At 60.3% G+C, this 18,875-nt stretch carries 19 protein-coding genes and 2 tRNA genes; 7 read left to right on the top strand and 14 right to left on the bottom strand.

From position 1 onward, the window contains the following. Window positions 1-56: 56 nt before the first annotated feature. The 9 genes from I5L03_RS02740 to pepN form a co-directional block, all read right to left on the bottom strand. Window positions 57-130 (bottom strand) — tRNA-Gly (locus I5L03_RS02740). 68 nt (window positions 131-198) lie between these two features. Beyond that, window positions 199-852, bottom strand: coding sequence for an OmpA family protein (locus I5L03_RS02735; RefSeq protein WP_197920154.1), 654 nt, complete (start codon window positions 850-852; stop codon window positions 199-201). A 30-nt stretch (window positions 853-882) separates the two neighbouring features. Then, complete coding sequence (locus I5L03_RS02730; protein WP_197920153.1) at window positions 883-2,793, bottom strand: cation:proton antiporter; 1,911 nt, start codon at window positions 2,791-2,793, stop codon at window positions 883-885. Between the two features lie 82 nt (window positions 2,794-2,875). Further along, window positions 2,876-3,412: an adenine phosphoribosyltransferase gene (locus I5L03_RS02725; RefSeq protein ID WP_197920152.1), complete on the bottom strand. Its 537-nt coding sequence runs from the start codon at window positions 3,410-3,412 to the stop codon at window positions 2,876-2,878. 7 nt (window positions 3,413-3,419) lie between these two features. After that, window positions 3,420-4,268 carry a cytochrome c1 gene (locus I5L03_RS02720; protein ID WP_197920151.1) on the bottom strand — a complete coding sequence of 283 codons (849 nt, stop codon included), beginning with the start codon at window positions 4,266-4,268 and terminating at the stop codon, window positions 3,420-3,422. A 28-nt stretch (window positions 4,269-4,296) separates the two neighbouring features. Then, window positions 4,297-5,592 carry a cytochrome b gene (locus tag I5L03_RS02715; RefSeq protein ID WP_197920150.1) on the bottom strand — a complete coding sequence of 432 codons (1,296 nt, stop codon included), beginning with the start codon at window positions 5,590-5,592 and terminating at the stop codon, window positions 4,297-4,299. Window positions 5,593-5,612: 20 nt separating this feature from the next. Next, window positions 5,613-6,182: a ubiquinol-cytochrome c reductase iron-sulfur subunit gene (gene petA, locus I5L03_RS02710; protein WP_197920149.1), complete on the bottom strand. Its 570-nt coding sequence runs from the start codon at window positions 6,180-6,182 to the stop codon at window positions 5,613-5,615. A gap of 190 nt (window positions 6,183-6,372) precedes the next feature. Next, window positions 6,373-7,074: a peptidoglycan editing factor PgeF gene (pgeF, locus tag I5L03_RS02705; protein ID WP_197920148.1), complete on the bottom strand. Its 702-nt coding sequence runs from the start codon at window positions 7,072-7,074 to the stop codon at window positions 6,373-6,375. Beyond that, entirely contained in the window at window positions 7,067-9,721 is a 2,655-nt protein-coding gene (pepN, locus tag I5L03_RS02700) for an aminopeptidase N (RefSeq protein WP_197920703.1), read from the bottom strand. Before pepN ends, pgeF begins: the two co-directional genes overlap by 8 nt. 52 nt (window positions 9,722-9,773) lie before the next feature. On the opposite strand from pepN, the gene I5L03_RS02695 reads away from it, so the two are divergent. Beyond that, entirely contained in the window at window positions 9,774-10,550 is a 777-nt protein-coding gene (locus I5L03_RS02695) for a Rossmann-fold NAD(P)-binding domain-containing protein (RefSeq protein ID WP_197920147.1), read from the top strand. Here I5L03_RS02695 and I5L03_RS02690 read toward each other — a convergent pair. Further along, the gene (locus tag I5L03_RS02690; RefSeq protein WP_197920146.1) at window positions 10,547-11,512 is read right to left on the bottom strand and encodes a DMT family transporter; all 966 of its coding nucleotides are present in this window, start codon (window positions 11,510-11,512) and stop codon (window positions 10,547-10,549) included. The genes I5L03_RS02695 and I5L03_RS02690 overlap by 4 nt on opposite strands. Then, the gene (locus I5L03_RS02685; RefSeq protein WP_197920145.1) at window positions 11,509-12,504 is read right to left on the bottom strand and encodes a threonine aldolase family protein; all 996 of its coding nucleotides are present in this window, start codon (window positions 12,502-12,504) and stop codon (window positions 11,509-11,511) included. The genes I5L03_RS02690 and I5L03_RS02685 overlap by 4 nt, the downstream gene beginning before the upstream one ends. A gap of 50 nt (window positions 12,505-12,554) precedes the next feature. Between I5L03_RS02685 and I5L03_RS02680 the strand changes: the two genes are divergently transcribed. After that, on the top strand, window positions 12,555-12,857 hold the full coding sequence (locus I5L03_RS02680) for a GNAT family N-acetyltransferase (RefSeq protein ID WP_197920144.1): 303 nt from the start codon (window positions 12,555-12,557) through the stop codon (window positions 12,855-12,857). A gap of 234 nt (window positions 12,858-13,091) precedes the next feature. Then, complete coding sequence (locus I5L03_RS02675; RefSeq protein WP_325100050.1) at window positions 13,092-13,526, top strand: PRC-barrel domain-containing protein; 435 nt, start codon at window positions 13,092-13,094, stop codon at window positions 13,524-13,526. A gap of 119 nt (window positions 13,527-13,645) precedes the next feature. Here the strand turns inward: I5L03_RS02675 and I5L03_RS02670 are convergent, their stop codons facing one another. From I5L03_RS02670 to I5L03_RS02660, 3 genes are all read right to left on the bottom strand, one after another. Continuing rightward, window positions 13,646-15,259: a PH domain-containing protein gene (locus I5L03_RS02670; RefSeq protein WP_197920143.1), complete on the bottom strand. Its 1,614-nt coding sequence runs from the start codon at window positions 15,257-15,259 to the stop codon at window positions 13,646-13,648. Further along, entirely contained in the window at window positions 15,256-15,720 is a 465-nt protein-coding gene (locus tag I5L03_RS02665) for a PH domain-containing protein (RefSeq protein WP_234034998.1), read from the bottom strand. Before I5L03_RS02665 ends, I5L03_RS02670 begins: the two co-directional genes overlap by 4 nt. Before the next feature lie 424 nt (window positions 15,721-16,144). Then, window positions 16,145-16,219 (bottom strand) — tRNA-Thr (locus I5L03_RS02660). Window positions 16,220-16,355: 136 nt separating this feature from the next. Here I5L03_RS02660 and I5L03_RS02655 point away from each other — a divergent pair. The 4 genes from I5L03_RS02655 (at window position 16,356) to I5L03_RS02640 (ending at window position 18,874) form a co-directional block, all read left to right on the top strand. After that, window positions 16,356-16,496: a hypothetical protein gene (locus tag I5L03_RS02655; RefSeq protein WP_197920142.1), complete on the top strand. Its 141-nt coding sequence runs from the start codon at window positions 16,356-16,358 to the stop codon at window positions 16,494-16,496. Between the two features lie 43 nt (window positions 16,497-16,539). After that, window positions 16,540-17,229 (top strand): 2,3-diphosphoglycerate-dependent phosphoglycerate mutase, encoded by a 690-nt coding sequence (gene gpmA / locus I5L03_RS02650; protein ID WP_197920141.1) that lies wholly within the window; start codon window positions 16,540-16,542, stop codon window positions 17,227-17,229. Window positions 17,230-17,233: 4 nt separating this feature from the next. Then, the gene (gene purE / locus I5L03_RS02645) at window positions 17,234-17,716 is read left to right on the top strand and encodes a 5-(carboxyamino)imidazole ribonucleotide mutase (RefSeq protein ID WP_197920140.1); all 483 of its coding nucleotides are present in this window, start codon (window positions 17,234-17,236) and stop codon (window positions 17,714-17,716) included. Between the two features lie 105 nt (window positions 17,717-17,821). Then, a complete protein-coding gene (locus I5L03_RS02640) occupies window positions 17,822-18,874 on the top strand; it encodes a 5-(carboxyamino)imidazole ribonucleotide synthase (protein ID WP_197920700.1) in 1,053 nt (350 codons plus the stop codon). Window position 18,875 lies beyond the last annotated feature (1 nt).

The raw sequence follows: 18,875 nt of genomic DNA, 5'->3' as shown, positions 1-18,875 counted from the left end.
GACGCGCCGACGGATGTCGGTGCGAAAGACCAACAACCAAATTTCCAGCGAAAATTTGGAGCGGGTAAGGGGAATCGAACCCCTCTAGCCAGCTTGGAAGGCTGGAGCATTACCACTATGCTATACCCGCGCCCGATAAGACCGGTCAGGTCGGAGGGCCGATTGCCACCTGTGCAGGCCTCACGTCAAGCGACAAAATCAGTTGGCAGGCGTTCGCGCCGGTCGCGGCGTGGAGCTGGCATTCGGCCTTGCCGGGGGCGCAATACGAAGCTCGACACGGCGATTGCGCTGGCGGCCCCGCTCATTTTCGGTGCCATCCGGCAGCGCGTTGGGCGCGACGGGGTTCTGCTCCCCGAACGCGATCACTTCAATCCGATCATCCTCTACGCCATATTCGACGAGCCAGGCCGCCACTGCTTCGGCGCGGGCGCGCGAGGCGCGCAGATTCGCCTGATCATTGCCCGAAGAATCGGTATGCCCGCTCAACGTGATCGGCCAGTTTTCGTCCATCGCATCGCTGGAGAGGACATTCACCAGAACGCGCTGTGCAGCGGCGTTTACTTCCGCGCCGTCTGGCATCGGAATGATGACGCTGATTGGCTCAGCCGGCTCTGCCACCTCAGGCGCTTCCGTCGCCAGGTCTTCGCGAATGATGGAGGCGGTTTGTGTCGGCGTAGGTGTCTGTGTCGGCGTTCCAGCGGCAGTGCCCTCGCTCGCATCGGGCTCTGCGCTGGGCTCCGCCGCCGGATCCCCTTCTGCCCCGTCGCGGCGCACTTCGCAGGCGGATAGTGCCAGCGCGCCCAGCGTGAGCGCCAATGCGGAGGTCAGAGGTCGGGCGGTGCGGAAAGTCATGATCGATATCCGTATCATCATTCTGGCGTATCAGGCTGGCTGCGGGTCTGGATCATTATCACGCTTTGCCGCCTGTTCGATTTTCTTCGTGGTCTTTTTAGCAATGCGCTCTTCGCTTTTCTCCCGCGGCGGAGTGAAGGAGATGATCGAATCTCCCGGCTGCGGTTCCGGCGCGGCGGCATGGGTGAAGAAAACGAGCTCGCCATTGGGCTTCATCAGCATCAGCATATCGGCAGACTCGGGCAGGGTATTGAGCGCATCTTCCAGATTGAACTGCTCGGACAGTTTTGTGTAGCGGAATACCCAGCCCTCGCTCTGGCGCTGCTGCACTTCATCCACGCCCCACCCCGATGCGAAGAGCGCGCGCCCCCGCAAGCTCGCCGGGATGGCGCGGTGATCGTCCTCATCGGCGCCTTCGCCCAATTGATAGACCTTGTCGGTACCGATTTCGGGCGCGAATTCCGCGCAAACGAGTGCATTGTATGCTTCATTGTCGGTTGCGGCGACCAGCGACTGGAAGGGCGTTAGGTCGAGATTATGCTCGGTCGCCTCATTCAGGATTTCCCCGTGATAGGTGGGCAAGCCGCGGCTGCGGGCGGGCTTCAGACGCTGCCATGAAGGATCCACGATCATTACCGGGGTATCGAGTTCATGAAGCTTTTCTGCGAGTGAAATTGTCCAGGGCGTGGCACCTGCAATGAGGACGCCCGGTCGGCTCGCGCCTTTGACGCCGAGCAATCTGGCAACGATATTCACCGTGAATCCGTGTGCCACGATAGTCACCACCACGACGGCGAAGCTGAGCCCGATCAGGATCGACCCGTCGCCATATCCCAGATCGCTCATCCGCAGCGCAAAGAGGCCGCTGATTGCTACAAGCACGATACCGCGCGGCGCGATCCAGGCGAGGAACAGCCGCTCGTTCCACGGGACCGAACTGCCGAGCAGCGAGATGAGAATGGTGAGCGGGCGTACCAGAAACAGGAGCGCGAGCAGGAACATGTAAAGCCTGAAGCCGGACGGTGTGAGCGGATTGAGATAAGTCAGCTCGGTCAGGTCGAGCGAGGCTGAAAGCAGGATGAAAATACCCGACACCAGCAGCACCGCGATGTTCTGCTTGAACGGGTGGATGCTGCGCAGGCTGGACACATGCATGTTCGCAAGCGCGATGCCCATCACCGTCACTGCGACGAGACCTGCTTCATGCTCGATTGCGTTGCACAGCACGAATACGCCGACCACGGCGACGAGAAGCACAGGCACTTTCAGATATTCGGGCACGTAGCCGCGCGGGAAGCTCCAGGCGATGACCTTTGCCGCGGCCCAACCAATAATGCCGGACGCGAGCGCTGCGCCAGCAATCCAGGGCACGACTTCAAAAGCCGTCCCGCCATCGCGCACGGTGACGCGGAAATATTCGTACGCAATGACGGCGCACAGCGCGCCGATGGGATCGTTGACGATGGCTTCCCATTTCAGCAGCGCGGCGGGGCGTTGCTGCACGGCCGATTGGCGCAGCAGCGGGATAACCACCGTGGGTCCGGTCACAATGAGGATGCCCGCGAACAGGATCGCGACCGGCCATACGAGTCCGGCGATGTAATAGGCCGCAAGCGAGCCAATCAGCCAACCGACCGGAGCACCGACAAAGACAAGTCGCCCGACACCGCTGCCGTATTTCTTGAGTTCGCGAAAATCGAGGCTCAGCCCGCCTTCAAAGAGGATCAGCGCAACACCGATGGCTACCATGGGCTCGAGCAGATCACCGAAAGCGCCGACGGGATCGAGCAGGCGGAAGCCGAAATAGCCAAAAATGGGCCCGGCGATGAAGCCGGCGGCCAGCATCAAGACGATCGCAGGCCAGCCAGTTCGCCAAGCCACCCATTGTGCACCAATGCCTAAAACGCCGATAATGGCAATTGTGAGCGCCTGTGATTCCATGAAATTTCCTGTGCGCTCGCCTCATCACCCGAAGCGATGGTAGCACCATAATGCATGGGAGCGGGATACTTTCCGAGAAACCTCAGTGGCCTTCGAAAGAAATGACGCTGTGCGTCTTTAGTGTCTCATCTGCCAAAGCGCGTGCGCCGCCCAGTTCGGGCAGGTCGATCACGAAAAGTGCATGTTCCACGACTGCTCCGGCGCGCCGCAAAAGTCGCGCCCCGGCGATTGCGGTGCCGCCCGTGGCCAGAAGATCGTCGATAAGCAGCACTTTCTCGCCATCACTCACGAGCGTGGGGTCGAGCTCAAGCCGCGCTGTGCCGTATTCGAGCGCATAGTCCTCGCCGATAGTTTCGACGGGCAGCTTCCCGGCTTTGCGCAGCGGGACAAAGCCGAGTTCGAGTTCTAGCGCGAGTGCAGTGCCGAAAATGAACCCGCGCGCTTCTATTCCCGCGACCGCATCGGCATCGAGCGAACGAGCAATCGCCGCCATTTGCTTTATAGAGCCGGCCAGCCCCTCGCCATGGGCGAGGAGCGTCGTTATATCGCGGAACTGGATGCCGGATTTCGGAAAATCCGGAACCGTGCGGATCAGGCCCTTGAGTTCGTCAGGACCCAATGCGCGATCAGTCGTCTTTGCGCTTCGGCTTGATGTCCGCCCAGATCTGCTTCTTGGCAAACCAGGCAAGGATCGTAGCAAACAGCGTAAAGGCGAGCACCCACCAGCCGGTCTGCTTGCGCTGGACCATTGTCGGCTCGGCAGTCCAGGTGAGGAATGCCGCAATGTCCTGCGACATCTGGTCAACCGTCGCTTCGGTACCGTCTGCATAGGTCACCTGACCGTCCCGCAGCGGCGCTGGCATCGCGATGCCCAAGCCGTAGAAGTACGGATTGAAATAGAGACCGTTGCCGATTTCGAAATCGGGATAGGCTTCGCTTAGGACCACGCCATCTTTCTCGAAGGTCGACATATCTTCGTAACCGGTGAGCAGCGCGTAGACATAATTCGTGCCATCGTGACGAGCCTTGGTCATCAGCGAAAGGTCAGGCGGATTTCCAAGACCGGCATAAGGCACTGGCGGGAACTGATCCGTCGGAAGGCCGGGCTCGCGCACAACCTCGGCAGTTTCCTCGTCATAACGCGGGACCGTGTAGGTTTCTGCTTCGGCTTTGATCTGCGCATCCGAATAGCCGAGGTCCGCAAGGTTGCGGAAGGCCACATATTCCAGGCTGTGGCAGGCAGCGCACGCTTCTTTGTAGACCTGATAGCCGCGCTGAAGCTGGGCGATATCCCAGCGGCCGAACGGGCCATCGAATGAAAAACCGCCTGCGGGCGCTTCAGCTTCGAGGTGAAATTCATAGGACGGGTTCGGCGCGACCTCTTCCGTGGCGGCGGTGTAGGCACCGACGCCGAAGGAAATGAGGGCGACCAGCGTAAAGCCGAGACCGATAAGGATACCAACGAGGCGGATCATAATTCTATCTTTCCCCTAGCCTTACGCTTCAGGTGGCCACCGGCTCGGCATTTTCGCCAAGCACAGCTTTCTTGTCCGAGCCCAGCACCGCTTCGGTGATCGAATAGGGCAGCGGGTCAGGACGCTCGATCGAGGAGATGATCGGCAGGATGACCAAGAAGTGCAGGAAGTAGTATGCGGTCGCGATCTGGCTCAGCATCACGTAAGGTTCTGCAGCAGGCGCGCCGCCCAGGAAGAACAGCATGGCCATGCACGGGATGAGGCCGAACCAGAAGAACTTGCGGAACAGCGGACGATAATGGCCGCTGCGAACCGGGCCCTTGTCCAGCCACGGCAGGAAGAACCACACCAGGATCGATGCGAACATGGCCAGCACACCCCACAGCTTCGCCGGAAGGATGAAGTCGAAGGTGAAGGCGCGCAGGATCGCGTAGAACGGATAGAAATACCATTCCGGAACGATGAGTGCCGGCGTCGAAAGCGGGTTTGCCTCGATATAGTTATCCGGGTGACCCAGCACGTTCGGCAGGAAGAATACGAAAGCGAAATAGATCAGCAGGAAGATGCCGAGGCCGAACCCATCCTTTGCCGTGTAATACGGGTGGAACGGCACGGTGTCGCTTTCGCTCTTAACTTCGACGCCGGTTGGGTTGCTCGAACCCGGGATGTGCAGCGCCCAGATGTGCAGCACCACACAGCCGGCGATCACGAAGGACAGCACATAGTGCAGGCTGAAGAAGCGGTTGAGCGCCGCATTGTCCGGTGCATAGCCACCCAGGATCCAGACCTGCAGCGACTCACCGACCAGCGGAATGGCGCTGAACAGACCGGTGATCACCTGCGCACCCCAGAAGCTCATCTGGCCCCAGGGAAGGACATAGCCCATGAAAGCGGTTGCCATCATCAGCAGGAAGATGACCACACCGATCAACCAGATCATTTCGCGTGGCGGCTTGTACGATGCGTAAAACAGGCCGCGGAAAATGTGGATGTAGATCACCAGGAAGAAGAAGCTGGCACCGTTGGCGTGCGCATAACGCAGCATCCAGCCCCAATTGACGTTGCGCATGATGTGCTCGACCGAGGCAAAGGCGACAGTCGTTTCAGCGGCGTAGTGCATTGCGAGCACAATGCCTGTGACCAGCTGCAGCATGAGACAAAAGCCGGCGAGAACACCGAAATTCCAAAAATAGGATAGGTTGCGCGGGACCGGGTAACCGGCGCCTACGGCATTATAGACGAGGCGCGGAACGGGCAGACGCTCGTCGAGGAACTTGGTGAAGCCGTTGGCCGGCTGGTATTCCTTGGCCCAGGGAAAGCTCATGTTCTTGCCTCTTGCTTGCCTTAGCCGATCACGATCGTCGTGTCGGATGCGAAAGTATAATCGGGGACCAGCAGATTGGTCGGTGCCGGACCTTTGCGAATGCGCGCTGCGGTATCGTAGTGCGAACCGTGGCACGGACAGAAATAGCCGTTATATTCGCCTTTGTTCTCACCGGTGACGGCTCCCAGCGGCACACATCCAAGGTGGGTGCAGACACCCATGACTACCAATACGTCTTCATGTCCGGGTTGCGTGCGGTCTTCCAGCGACTCGGCATCGCGCAAAGACCCAGTCGGCACAGCATTCGCTTCGTCGATTTCGGCCTGCGTCAGGCGGCGCACAAACACCGGCTGCTTGCGGAATTCGGTGACAATCGCCTGGCCCGCTTCAAGCGTGCTGATGTCGAGCTCGGTCGTGCTGGCAGCGAGCACGTCTGCCGACGGTGCCATTTGGCTGACCAGCGGATAGACCATCACAAGGCCGCCCACACCCGCCACCGAAACGGCGGCGATTTCGATAAAGTCGCGGCGACGCACACCATCCTTGGTGGTCGTCTCGCCGGTTTCAGGATTGCCCGTAGTGGTTGCCATATCCTTGCCTTGCATGCTGAGCCGTTGAGAAGGGTTCCTCTTCAGGCTCGCTAGAAATCATCTCTGCAATGTGGCGCTAACAACGCACGCGTCACAGCAGTCTGGCGCGGCTGATAGACGAGCGCAGCGCCAATGCCAACCCGCCTTTTGGGGGTAATTTGGCGATATTTCGCAAGGATGAGGCGTTTGCCTAGTCGGGCAGGCCGATCAGGGAGAATTGCCGCCCGTCTTGGGCTTTGCCCTGATGAGTCGCGCGGCGATAGGAATGAAAGCGTTCGGGATTGGCGTAAGTGTCGACACCCAAGTCCTCGACCTGCCCGAGATTGAGCGATTCGAGTCGCCAGAGGACATAGGCAGGCAGGTTGAAATGCCATTTGCCGGGGCGACCGCGGCGAAAGAAATCGGCATGGCGATCTTCGAATTGTTCGTAGAAATCGAAGCCGACTTCGTAATTCTCTTCGGCAATGGTCGGGCCGATGGCAGCTGCAATATTGGTGCGTTCTGCGCCGAGTTCTTCCATCTTGCGAACCGTGGCTTCCAACACGCCGTAATGCGCCCCGCGCCAACCGGCATGCGCCGCGCCGATCACACCGTTGTCGATGTCAGCGAATAGCACGGGCGCGCAGTCGGCTGTAACAATGCCAAGTATGACGCCGGGGGTCTTTGTCACGAGGCCGTCGACTTCCGGCCGCGCGTGATCCGGATACGGGCTTTCGACAGCAATCGCTTTCGCCGAATGAACCTGCTTGGTGAGAACCAGCTTGCCGCCCGGCACCAGCAATGCCGGGTCCGGCTCGCCCGTATGGCCTACTCCGGTCAGAAAGCCATGCGGGGTGCCATGCGGTGTGCCATCCAGTACATCGGCGCGAAGGATCTCACGCTGGTCAGCCAAGGCTGCGGCTCACCTGCTCGGACGTGTCGCGCGAGAGATCGCCCGCCGCGGCAATCTGCTCCAGCTCCGCTTTCATCAGCGCCGAGCGTTTGGGCTCGATCCGCCGCCAGCGGCCCAGCGGGGTGACGAACCGCGCGGCAGTCTGCGGGTTGATCGGATCGAGTTGGAGGATCAGGTCCGCGATCATGCGATACCCCTCGCCGCTCGCATCGTGAAACGCCTGCGGATTGACCGCAAAGCCCATGTAGAGCGAGCGCACGCGGTTGGGGTTTTTCAGCGTGAACTGCGGATGGTCAGCCAGCGCCTTCACATGCTCGATCGCATTGGGATGCAGCGACATCGACTGGAGGCTGAACCATTTGTCGATGACCAGCGCATTGTCCTTGTACCGATTATAGAAATCGAGCAGTGCGCGGGTCCGCTCCGGCCCGTCGAGATTACACAAGACCATCAAAGCGCCCTGCCGATCGGTCATATTGTCAGCGCTCGAATATTGCTCCCATGCGAGCTCTTGAACGCCGTCGACATCGCCAGCCGCGAGATAGGCAAGCGCATGCGTTTTTACTTTGCGCGCGCCGCGAGCCTCTGCATCATGCGAAAACGGCACGGATGAGGCGCGTTGGTGCAGGGCCTTCCACGCCTCTTCGAGCTGCGTTCCGAGATAAGCTCTCAGCCCCTGCCGCGCTTCGTGGATCGCGCCGGGATCGGCGACCAGCATGGTTTCGGCAAGATAGCCCTCGCTCGGCAGCAACAGCATTTCGCCGCGCATCAGATCGTCGATGTGCTCATCGTCCAGCACAGCGGAAATGGCAGCGGCGATTGCCTGCCTGCCCGTGTCGCGCTCGCTATCATCCAGATTGCCGTCGATCACATCTTTCAAATGGCCGACGACCAGATCCTGCAAAGCCTCGTAGCGGGCAAAGGGATCGTCATCGTGCGCTGCGAGGAAGACCAGATCGTCCTGCGCAATGTCGCGTTCGATGACGACGGGAGCGGAAAAGCCGCGATTGATGGAGAGCACGGGTTTTGTAGCGAACCCCTCGAAACTGAAGCTATCTTGAGCTTTGGTGAGCGTAATCAGTTGTTCACCATCGTGTTTCCCTGATTCCCTGTCGAACAGGGCAATGCGCAGCGGAATAGGCATGGGCTGCTTTTCGGGCTGGCCGGGTGTTGGCGGCACGTCCTGCGACAGGTGCAGGGTGGCCGTATCGCCATCATGCTCAAGCCGGACGGAGACTTTCGGCGTGCCCGCCTGGCTGTACCAGAGGCGGAATTGCTCGAGGTCCAGCTCCGCGCCATCCTCGATCGCTTTGACAAAGTCCTCGCAAGTCGCCGCTTCGCCATCGTGGCGGTCGAAATAGAGGTCCGTCCCGGCGCGGAAACGCTCCTCGCCGCACATGCTGCGCATCATGCGGATGACTTCGGCGCCCTTATTGTAGATCGTCGCGGTGTAGAAGTTGGAAATCTCACGGTAGCTGTCCGGGCGGATCGGATGGGCGAGCGGGCCTGAATCTTCGGGGAACTGTGCCCCGCGCAGGACGCGCACATCCTCGATCCGCTTGACCGGCTCGCTTCCCATGTCCTGGCTGAAGAGCTGGTCACGCAGCACAGTGAAGCCTTCCTTAAGCGACAGTTGGAACCAGTCGCGGCAGGTGACGCGGTTGCCGGACCAATTATGAAAGTATTCGTGTGCGATGACGCCTTCGACACCGTCGAAATCGCCATCGGTCGCAGTATCCGGGTCGGCCAACACATATTTGGTGTTGAAGACGTTGAGGCCCTTGTTCTCCATCGCCCCCATATTGAAGTCCGACACGGCGACGATGTTGAAGAGGTCAAGATCGTATTCGCGTCCGAACACCTTCTCATCCCAACGCATCGATTTCTTGAGCGACTCCATCGCATGGCCGGTGCGCGGCAGATCGCCATCGCGGACATAGATGTTGAGCGCCACTTCGCGGCCTGACATGGTTGTGAAGCTGTCCGAATTCGCGACCAGATCGCCAGCGACCAGAGCGAAGAGATAACTCGGCTTTGGCCATGGATCATGCCACTCGGCCCAATGCGTCCCGTCTTCGCCTTCGCCTTGCGCTTCCAGATTGCCGTTGGACAGAAGCACCGGAAAATGTGCCTTGAGGCCACTCATCCGCACGCGATAGGTCGAGAGGACGTCCGGGCGGTCAGGGAAGAAAGTGATGCGCCGGAAACCCTCTGCCTCGCATTGGGTGCACAGCATGCCGTTCGAGGCAAACAGGCCCATCAGCGCGCTGTTGGCGGCGGGACTGATCTGGGTGGTAACGCGAAGTTCATGCCCTTCGCCAGTGAGCGGAATGATCAAATCATAGCCGTCCATCGACCAGTCGCTGACTATTTCGCCATCGACCTGCACGGCAAGCGGCTCCAACCCGTCTCCATTCAGGCGGATCGTCGTTGAGGGATCGGCTTTCGCATTGGGCGCAACGCTAAGCGTCGCGACCACCCGCGTCGACCCCAGCCCCAGATCGAAATCGAGCGACACCTCGGGCACCAGCCACTCAAAAGGCTTGTAATCCTCGCGCCGGATAACGGGCGGCTCATGCGGCGTGGGCGCGGCATCGGCCATTACAGTGTTGCCATCGGGCGAAGAGGGTGTGCGAGCGATATCCATCATACGAAACTTGGTCTTTCTATTGGCGGTGTCGAGGGTCTAAACGCACGACATGGCAAATCTGTTCATTTTTGGTCTCGGCTACACTGCAAAGCGTATCAAGCATCGGGCAGAAGCGCTCGGTTGGACAGTCTTCGCGACAGGGAGCGACGGCAATGTCGATTTCGAAGATGAAGGCGCAGTAACTGCCAGTCTGGGCGTGGCAGACTACGTCCTCTCCTCTGTCCCGCCGAAGGATGGCGGCGATCCGGTGCTTGCCAGATATGGCGATTATCTTGGTGGGCTGCGGCTCGGCTATCTCTCATCAACCGGCGTCTATGGCGATACCGGCGGCGCTTGGGTCGATGAAGGCTCGCCCACCGGAACGGGCCGCCGCACGGCGCGGGCCGAATGCGATGCCAAGTGGCTGGATCGGGCTGCGCACGTTTTTCGCCTGCCCGGCATTTACGGCCCGGGCCGCTCCCCATTCGACCGTATTCGCGAAGGCAAGGCGCACCGCATCGATTTGCCCGGACAGGTCTTCAGCCGCGTGCATGTGGAAGACATTGCCAGCGGCGTCACCGCCGCGATGGAAGGCGATGCTTCGCCCGGCGCCTATAATCTTGGCGATGATTTGCCGTGCAGCCAGAACAGGGTGATCGAGCATGCCTGCGGTCTGCTGGGTGTTGATCCCCCGCCGCTGCAGACGATGGATGAGGCAGGCCTATCGGACATGGCACGCGGCTTTTACGCAGAGAACCGCCGCGTCGCGAACGGCAAGGCAAAGCGGATACTCGGCTGGGAGCCGCAGTTCCCGACTTACAAAGAAGGCCTGTTGAATCTGCTCTAATCGACGTCGTGGCGGAGGCGGCCCGATTGCTGGACCTGGACGCTCTTCTGACCTCGCGCGCGAAGGGCAATCAGCATGCCGATGACGGCCAGAGCCATGCCGAGCGCGGTGAGCGTGGTCCAGCGATAGCCTTCCAGCAAAGTCGAGAGCAGCATCGCGACAGAAATCGTGACGATCGAATTATAGGCTGATCGTCCCGCACCGATCTCCCGCACAAGATTATAATGGAGCGGGAAAGTGACGACCGACCCGATCAGCGCCAGATAGACGATCCCCGTCCAATATTCGCGTCCCTCCGGCATTGGCGGGGGCCCGGCTGTCACCCACGCAAAGCCGAAATCGAAAATCGTGCCGTAAAGCATGGCCCAGGCAAGCAGGCTGACCATAGGCACGGCGCGGCCGGTGGGGTTGGCCTGGACGACATTCGCGATGGATGCTGCCAGGATCCCGAGCAGGGCGAGGAAAATGCCAAAGCCCACATTGCCGCCTATGACGCCTGCATCGGGATTGGATTGCCATTCGTGAAACAGCAGGAAGCATACGCCCACGATCGCAATCGCGCTGCCGATCATGAAGCCACCCTGCACTCGCTCTCCCAGAAAGATGCGCGCAAAAATGGCGTTTGGCACCATCAGCAGCGCAAACATCATCGCGACGATGCCCGAGGTGACGAACAGCTCTGCGTGATAGACGAACAGGAAATTTCCACTGAATTGGAAGAGACCCACAAAGAGGGCGAGAAGCTGCTCAGGCCGGGTGAGCGCCAGCCGACGCTTCATAAGCGCCGCGACCAAAAACAGCGCGGGCGTGGCGAGAGCGAAGCGGTAGAAAACAGACCATGCCGCGGGCACTCCGTCGATCTGGCCAGTGATCACATACCAGGTCGAACCCCAGATCGCTCCGGTGAGAAGGAAAGGCAGGATGACGCGCCAACTCAGCATGGCCGGCTGCTCGGCGCTCATAAAGCGGCGATGGCCTTGCCGAGCTTTTCAGAGTCCTCGTGCCTGCTCGCCCAATGGGTGACGAGGCGCACGCAGGTCTCATCCCAATCGTAGAAGGCAAAGCCCTGATCGCGCAGCGCCGCGCGTTCTCCAGCCGTCATGCGGACGAACAGCTCGTTGATCTGCTGCGGGTGGACCAGCCGGTCGCCCGCTTCGTCAGCGATGATCTTTGCGGCGTCATTGGCAGCGCGAGCATTTTGCAGCCAGATTTCATCGTCCAGCATAGCGAGGATCTGCGCAGCGAGATAGCGACCCTTGCTCTGCAGATGACCTGCACGCTTGCGCCGCCAGCGCACCAGTTCTGCCTTTTCGGTGTCGAACAGGATTACTGCCTCTGCGCCCATGCCGCCGTTTTTGACGAAGCCAAAACTCAGCGCGTCGACGGGTCCGGCGACTTCTACCGCAGGACCGCCGAGCGCCGCCACGGCATTGGCAAAACGCGCGCCGTCCATATGCAAGCCAAGGTTGTGCTCTTTTGCCATCGCCCCAATGGCCGCCAGCTCTTCGGGCCGGTACGGCAAGCCATACTCGCTCGCCTGCGTTATCGAGATCGCATGGGCAGGCACCTGGTGCACACCGCGCGTGATCCCGGCGAGGACGGCGTCGATATCGGCAGGCGTCAGCTTTGCACCCTCACCTGCCGCCAGCAGCAGCTTTGCGCCATGCAGATAGAAGCCGGGGGCGCCACACTCATCCATTTCGATATGGGCTTCGCGGTGACAGATCACGCCTCCATGCGGCTCCACCATGGTCGCGAGTGCAAGGCAATTCGCCGCCGTGCCCGTCGCCACCCACAGAGCCGCGCATTCACGGCCGAACAGCGCGGAAAAGCGCGCATCCATTTCGCGGCTCAACGCATCGGTATCATAAGGCGTGTCGGGGTTATCTGCCGCCTGCATCGCTTCCCACACTTTGGGATGCACCGGGGCGGCATTGTCTGACAGGAATTGCATGGTGGAACGCCATGGCCTCGCAGTGCGTTTGGCGCAAGAAGGAGTAACACATGGCCAATATCGAAATCATCGTGACTGACGAGGGCAACCACGGAGCCTACTGCGCCGATGTAGAAGGCACGGATCAGAAGGCCGAATTGACATGGCGCAGTGTCTCTCGCGGCGATGGAGACGTGCGCAATGCCAACCACACCTTCACTCCGCCCGAAGCACGCGGCAAGGGCATCGCCCTCAAACTTGTCGAAGCGATGATCGCCGATGCGCGCGAGCAGGATTTCAAAATCGTGCCGGGATGCCCCTATGTCGCCGCGCAATTCGACAAGCACCCCGATTGGTCCGATCTGCGCGCGTAACTCCAAAAACCGACATCGTGGAGCTAAACATAGAGAAAAATGAGATTTTCTCGGAACATACTTCATGCCTGACCGTTTATTAATTGAACGCGCCGATGGCGTTGACAGGCGCGGGCCAATCGCGCTCCCCGGATTACCGGGTTGAGCACCTCTCTCAGAGGCAAGACGTAGGCCCACAAGCAAGCATCCGCTCAGGATCGCGTCCGCCATCGGTCACCAAAGAGGAGCCATTTTATGACTCAGCAGACTCTCAGAAACCGTAACGACTTTTCCGACGCCGAGCTGGATCGGCGCGCACAATTTGACCGTTCACGCCCGATGGAACGGGACGCAAGCGCGGATCTAATTTCAAGCGACCGTGTGAGCGGTACGAAGGTCTACGCCACCGATGGCGAAGAGCTCGGCAGCATCGATCACCTGATGATCGGCAAACGCTCCGGACGTGTCGAATATTCAGTCATGAGTTTCGGCGGCTTTCTAGGCATTAACGAGAAGTACCATCCGATCCCATGGGACGCGCTCGATTACGACACCGAAAAGAACGGTTATGTCGTCAATATCGACAAGTCGCGCCTGAAGGACGCACCGAGCATCGCGAAGGATGAGCGGAGTGGCTTTAACGAAGATTTCGGACGTAACGTCTATGCCTATTACGGTGTGATGTACTGATAACTAGTAGAGCGGCTCATGCACGCGGTTTGATCAAATGATCACCGCAGGGCCGCAGAAACGAAGAGGCCCCGGCGATTACCGGGGCCTTTTTTTTGTGCGGGTTGGATTGGCAGCAGCTATTTCGGCAGCCGCGCAAAATCGACCGACGCAATGCTATCGAGCACGGCAGCGCGCAATTTCTTCGCATCCTCCAGCGCCAGGCCGCGAAACGCGAAACGCCCGCCCGCCATGCCGAACACCAGATCACAATAATTGTGCCAGCGCCCAAGCGGCCCTTGGGCGATTTCGACCGAATGCAGCTTCACCCGATTGGCGATCTGCGTGCGCGGCGCGAGCCAGCCGCGGCGGGAAAGGACCTGCTCGGGATCGAGCGCATGACGATCGTAGCGCCACAGATAATATTGCCGCGCGGCAGTCAGCGAGATCAGCACTGCGACAATCGCGCCGATGATGTAGAGGCCAGGAACGTTCCGCTCAGCCTCCGCCGCAGCGACGATGAAGACGACCAGGCCGATCAACAGGATCACCAGTGATTGGATCAAGCCACGATCAAAATAAAACGCAGAGCTGGGCCGGCGCCACTCCTCGGTTCTCTCCGGTAATGTAAAACCAGCTTCCGAAGCGATGGGCGCAATTTCCGTCATTTTGGCAAAAGGCGCCACATCATGATTGGCGCTGCCTGAATCTTGCGCCAGCGAGATAAAGGACAGGCCGTGCCAGCCGAACCGGCGGCGGATCAGGCCGGTGGAGACTATCAGGGCCTGCACCCGGTGGACCGGCATCACAACATCGGTTTTGGTCAACAGGCCGCGGCGGCGACGGAAGCCTTTCGCGGTGCGCTCCAGCCGGAATTCCCAGTCCCGCACGAAGGTCTTTACCACGCCGCTGGCAAGACCAACGAGCACGACCGATGCAATGAGCCACGCAATCCCGGCAATGCGCGCTATCGTGTCCATGCCGCTGATATACGAACCTGCCTCGGCATAGCGCTCATCCTCGAAATAGTCGGCAATGTAATCGACCACATCGAAAGGGAGTAGGAATTCGAATTGCTGCACCACGCCGACCAGCACGGCGAAGATCACCAGCGAGAAACTGAACAGGCCGAACGTCAATAGGCGCTGGGGCGGCATCGCGAAGAGAAGCCTATCCCCTGTGTCTCGTACGCTAACGTGCTCGCCGGGCTGGACTTCGCTGGCGACGCAGATGGCGGCAGTTTCGTCTGCGCCCTCGACCAGGCCACGCACCACTTCGCGCAGGCGCTCGCCTTCTTCCTCGCTGACATAAGACAGTGTCAGCTCATCCTTGCCGCCTGCGCCCGTTTCGAATTTCACTTCGACAAGGCCCAACAGGCGCGGGATCAGCTTCTGCTCGAGACTTACATCCTGAATCCGGTCGTAGGGGACCGAGCGCGCGGAGCGGCTGATAATGCCCTGCTCCAGCCGCACATCGCTGCTGCCGATGCGATAGCGCAGCCGATACCAGTTGAGCCATGCTGGCAAGATATTGATCGCGATGATCAGGCCCAGGATCGGGACAAGCCAAGGCGCTAGGCCGGAGAGCTTGTCTTCCTGACGAGCTGCAGCGAAGAGGACGAAAGCCGCCGGGATGATCGCGCTCCCGATGGTCCGCACTCCTTGCGCGACAACAGAAAGCGGGCTGACACGCCGCCACTCGTCCACCTCAATGGTGTCGCCGGCCTGCGCGATTTCGCTGTCGCTGTCGCTCACATCGATTCCCGCTTCACATGCTGGCGAATTCCTTCCCGCATGCTCGTCGCATCGCCATGCCGCAGGCCCGGAAGCGTGACCGAAGCATTATGCGTTCCCGCCGTGTGCAGGATCAGCCGCGCGATGCCGAACAGCCGTTCAAGCGGCCCCTGCTCCACGTCGAGATGCTGCACCCGGCTGAACGGCACGACCGTGTCAGAATGGAAAAGCACACCCTTCACCACCCGCAGCCGGTCCGTGCTCATGTCATACCCACGTGAGTGATAACGCTTCAGCGGCAGCACGCCGATCAGGATAACTGCAAGAATGACCACCGGGATCGCCGGAACATAGGCAGGCACCACCTCCGCAAGCGAAAGCACCGTAGCGCCAATGACAAAGGGTAAGGTCGTAATCAGCCCCTCGATCCGCATCACAGTGGTGTAGGAAGGGTCGAGCTGGGTAAGCGGTTCGGTGTCCATCGGGTGATATCTATAAGTGACACACGGAGAGGGGAAGAGGGTTGTTCTTCCGCGGGCGTTTCGTTTTGTTTTCTTCTTGAACCTGCATCCGCAGGTTCGTCCTCGCTAGACGCAATCTAATTTGTTTGGCCTCAGGCGCCGGCGGTCGCATCCGCTCCCTTAGGCTATCCTCGCCTGAATCCCTCCGCTCCGCTGCGGGGCGGCTCCGGGCGCGCATTCGCGCTTGCGGGCCGATGGCCCGTGCTCCGCGACACTTCCCGGCTGAAGCGCGAGAATCGCTGAGCGCAGCTCAGCGACAGCGAGCAACCGCGAAGCCCGCAGGTGCCGCGCAGCGGGAACGAAGTCCCCGCGAAGCGAACAGCACCGAGGACGCACGCCCGGATGGGCGGGCGGAGAACAAACAATCATTTTTCCTTCAGAAAAATGGTGCCACGAGAGAGAATTGAACTCTCGGCCTCACCCTTACCAAGGGTGCGCTCTACCACTGAGCTACCGCGGCTCCGGTCCTGTGGGCAGGTGACAAGAATCACCGTTGCGTTTCATTACCCGTCAGGCAGGCGCGCGCTATTGTCATCTGCGCCGCGAATGTCAAGCCAAGCTTGAGCCGAAACGCACCTTGCGGCAAGAGGTAGGCTATGTGCAAGGACATGACCCGCGAAGAGCGCCTGGCCGCCAAGTTGCGCGAGAACCTGCGTCGGCGCAAGACGCAGGCGCGCGAAATGGCAGACCGGCAAAAGGCCGACGAAGCTCTTCCCAAGACAGATGACGAAGGCTAACGCCCTGCCTTGCTGTGACCGCAAGACCTAAAGGACATTTTCCGTGCCCAAACTGATCCTCGTTCGCCATGGCCAGTCCGAATGGAATCTCGCCAATCGCTTTACCGGCTGGTGGGATGTCGATGTCACCGAAAAAGGCGTTGAAGAAGCGCGCGAGGCGGGCCGCCTGCTGAAAGAGAAAGGCGTATTCGCGACCGTCGCTTTCACCAGCGTGCAGAAACGCGCGATCAAGACGCTGCATCTGGCGCTGGAAGAATGCGAGCGGCTGTGGATTCCGGAAACCAAGAACTGGCAGCTGAATGAGCGCCATTATGGCGGGCTGACCGGGCTCAACAAGCAGGAAACGCGCGACAAGCACGGCGATGAGCAGGTGCATATCTGGCGCCGCAGTTTCGACGTACCGCCCCCGCCGATGGAAAAGGGCGACAAATACGATCCCGGCAATGATCCGCGTTATGACGGGATCGACGTTCCGCAGACCGAGAGCCTGAAGCTGACCATCGAGCGCGTGCTGCCCTATTGGGAAAACACCATCCTGCCGCAGCTGGAGAAAGGCGAGACGGTGATTATTTCCGCGCACGGCAACAGTCTGCGCGCGCTGGTAAAGCATCTCTCGGACATTTCCGATGACGAGATCACGGGTCTCGAAATTCCCACCGGCCAGCCGATCATCTACGAATTCGACGATGCGACAATGCAGCCGGGCGAACGCTATTACTTAAAGGATTCCTGATCCAATGAGCGCACAAGTGGCAATCGTGATGGGCAGCCAGTCTGACTGGCCGACCATGCAATGCGCGGCAAAGGTGCTGGATGATCTCGGCGTTTCGTACGAAGCGCGCATCGTTTCCGCTCACCGCACGCCGGACAGGCTGCACGCCTTTGGCAAGGGCGTGGCGGAAGAAGGCTTTCAGGTGGTGATCGCAGGCGCTGGCGGGGCGGCGCATTTGCCCGGAATGATCGCCGCGCTCACGCATCTGCCCGTGCTCGGCGTGCCGGTGCAGTCGCGGGCGCTCAGCGGTCTCGACAGCCTGTTGTCCATTGTCCAGATGCCCGCAGGCGTTCCGACCGGCACGCTTGCGATTGGCGAGGCTGGCGCGACCAATGCGGGCTTGCTCGCCGCGTCGATTCTCGCACTCGGCGATGATGCCCTGGCAGGGCGGCTGCAAGACTGGCGCGCGGCGCAGACCGACAAAGTGGCTCAGCATCCTAAGGAATAATCACAATTGCCGTTCGTCCTGAGCTTGTCGAAGGACTGCTTTTTTGGTCTAGCGAAGCAACAGTAAGGACAGCCCTTCGACAAGCTCAGGGCAGACGGAGGTATGGTGCTAGCTCCCGGATCGACAATCGGCATTTTGGGCGGCGGCCAGCTTGGCCGGATGATGGCGATGTCTGCCGCGCAATTGGGCTATCGCTGTCATATCTTCTCGCCGGAAGAGCATAGCGTTGCAGCCGAAGTCAGCGCGCAGTTCACCAAGGCATCCTGGCATGATCGCGAAGCGCTGGCAGCCTTTGCATCTGCCTGCGATGTGGTGACCTATGAGTTCGAGAACGTGCCGGTAGAGCCGCTTTCAGCGATCCCTGCCGGTATGCTGGCCCCCGGCACACGCGCGCTTGAAATCGCACAAGACCGGGTGAGCGAGAAACGCTTCGTCGAGGAGCTCGGCGGATTGCCCGCGCCCTTCGCCGTGGTCGATCACGATGCCGATCTGGCTGAAGCTATCGAGAAGGTCGGCACGCCCGGCATCCTGAAGACACGGCGCGATGGCTATGACGGCAAGGGCCAGTGGAGCATTGCCAGCGCGCATGAAGCGGACGGCGTGCGCGTGCCTGCAAGCGGCAGTGTCTATGAAGGCAAAGTCCGCTTCGAATGCGAATTCTCGGTTATCCTCGTGCGAGGGCGCGAGGGCGAAGTGCGATTTTGGGATTCGACCCGCAACCGGCATGACAGCGGCATCCTCGCGCACTGCGAATTGCCCGCGCCCGCTATCGTTGGCGAGCAGGTAGAAGCCGCGCGGACGCTGGCGCAAAAGATCGCCGAAGCGCTCGAATATGTCGGCGTGCTCACCTGTGAATTCTTCGCCACGGCGAATGGCCCGTTATTCAACGAAATGGCCCCGCGCGTGCACAATTCGGGCCACTGGACTATTGAAGGAGCCGTCACCAGCCAATTCGAGAACCATATTCGCGCCATCGCCGGTCTGCCGCTGGGCGATACCGCCAGCGTGAGCGGAACGATGGTCATGGACAATCTGATCGGCGCGAATGCGCTGGATGTAGCAAAGCACCTCTCCGACCCCAAGGCTCACCTCCATCTCTACGGCAAGGCCGAGGCGCGCGAGGGTCGCAAGATGGGCCACGTCACCCGGGTGGGCTGAG

The organism is Aurantiacibacter sediminis (assembly GCF_016019885.1).
Taxonomy (GTDB): Bacteria; Pseudomonadota; Alphaproteobacteria; order Sphingomonadales; family Sphingomonadaceae; genus Alteraurantiacibacter; species Alteraurantiacibacter sediminis.
Note: the sequence above shows the minus strand (reverse complement) of the source record. Positions and strands in the feature narration are given on the sequence as shown.

What these genes read in the sequence shown, in the direction of transcription:
- I5L03_RS02735 (WP_197920154.1), bottom strand. Translation starts at nt 852, where the DNA reads ATGACTTTCCGCACCGCCCGACCTCTGACCTCCGCATTGGCGCTCACG.
- I5L03_RS02730 (WP_197920153.1), bottom strand. Translation starts at nt 2,793, where the DNA reads ATGGAATCACAGGCGCTCACAATTGCCATTATCGGCGTTTTAGGCATT.
- I5L03_RS02720 (WP_197920151.1), bottom strand. Translation starts at nt 4,268, where the DNA reads ATGATCCGCCTCGTTGGTATCCTTATCGGTCTCGGCTTTACGCTGGTC.
- I5L03_RS02715 (WP_197920150.1), bottom strand. Translation starts at nt 5,592, where the DNA reads ATGAGCTTTCCCTGGGCCAAGGAATACCAGCCGGCCAACGGCTTCACC.
- petA (WP_197920149.1), bottom strand. Translation starts at nt 6,182, where the DNA reads ATGGCAACCACTACGGGCAATCCTGAAACCGGCGAGACGACCACCAAG.
- pepN (WP_197920703.1), bottom strand. Translation starts at nt 9,721, where the DNA reads ATGGATATCGCTCGCACACCCTCTTCGCCCGATGGCAACACTGTAATG.
- I5L03_RS02695 (WP_197920147.1), top strand. Translation starts at nt 9,774, where the DNA reads ATGGCAAATCTGTTCATTTTTGGTCTCGGCTACACTGCAAAGCGTATC.
- I5L03_RS02690 (WP_197920146.1), bottom strand. Translation starts at nt 11,512, where the DNA reads ATGAGCGCCGAGCAGCCGGCCATGCTGAGTTGGCGCGTCATCCTGCCT.
- I5L03_RS02685 (WP_197920145.1), bottom strand. Translation starts at nt 12,504, where the DNA reads ATGCAATTCCTGTCAGACAATGCCGCCCCGGTGCATCCCAAAGTGTGG.
- I5L03_RS02680 (WP_197920144.1), top strand. Translation starts at nt 12,555, where the DNA reads ATGGCCAATATCGAAATCATCGTGACTGACGAGGGCAACCACGGAGCC.
- I5L03_RS02675 (WP_325100050.1), top strand. Translation starts at nt 13,092, where the DNA reads ATGACTCAGCAGACTCTCAGAAACCGTAACGACTTTTCCGACGCCGAG.
- I5L03_RS02665 (WP_234034998.1), bottom strand. Translation starts at nt 15,720, where the DNA reads ATGGACACCGAACCGCTTACCCAGCTCGACCCTTCCTACACCACTGTG.
- I5L03_RS02655 (WP_197920142.1), top strand. Translation starts at nt 16,356, where the DNA reads ATGTGCAAGGACATGACCCGCGAAGAGCGCCTGGCCGCCAAGTTGCGC.
- purE (WP_197920140.1), top strand. Translation starts at nt 17,234, where the DNA reads ATGAGCGCACAAGTGGCAATCGTGATGGGCAGCCAGTCTGACTGGCCG.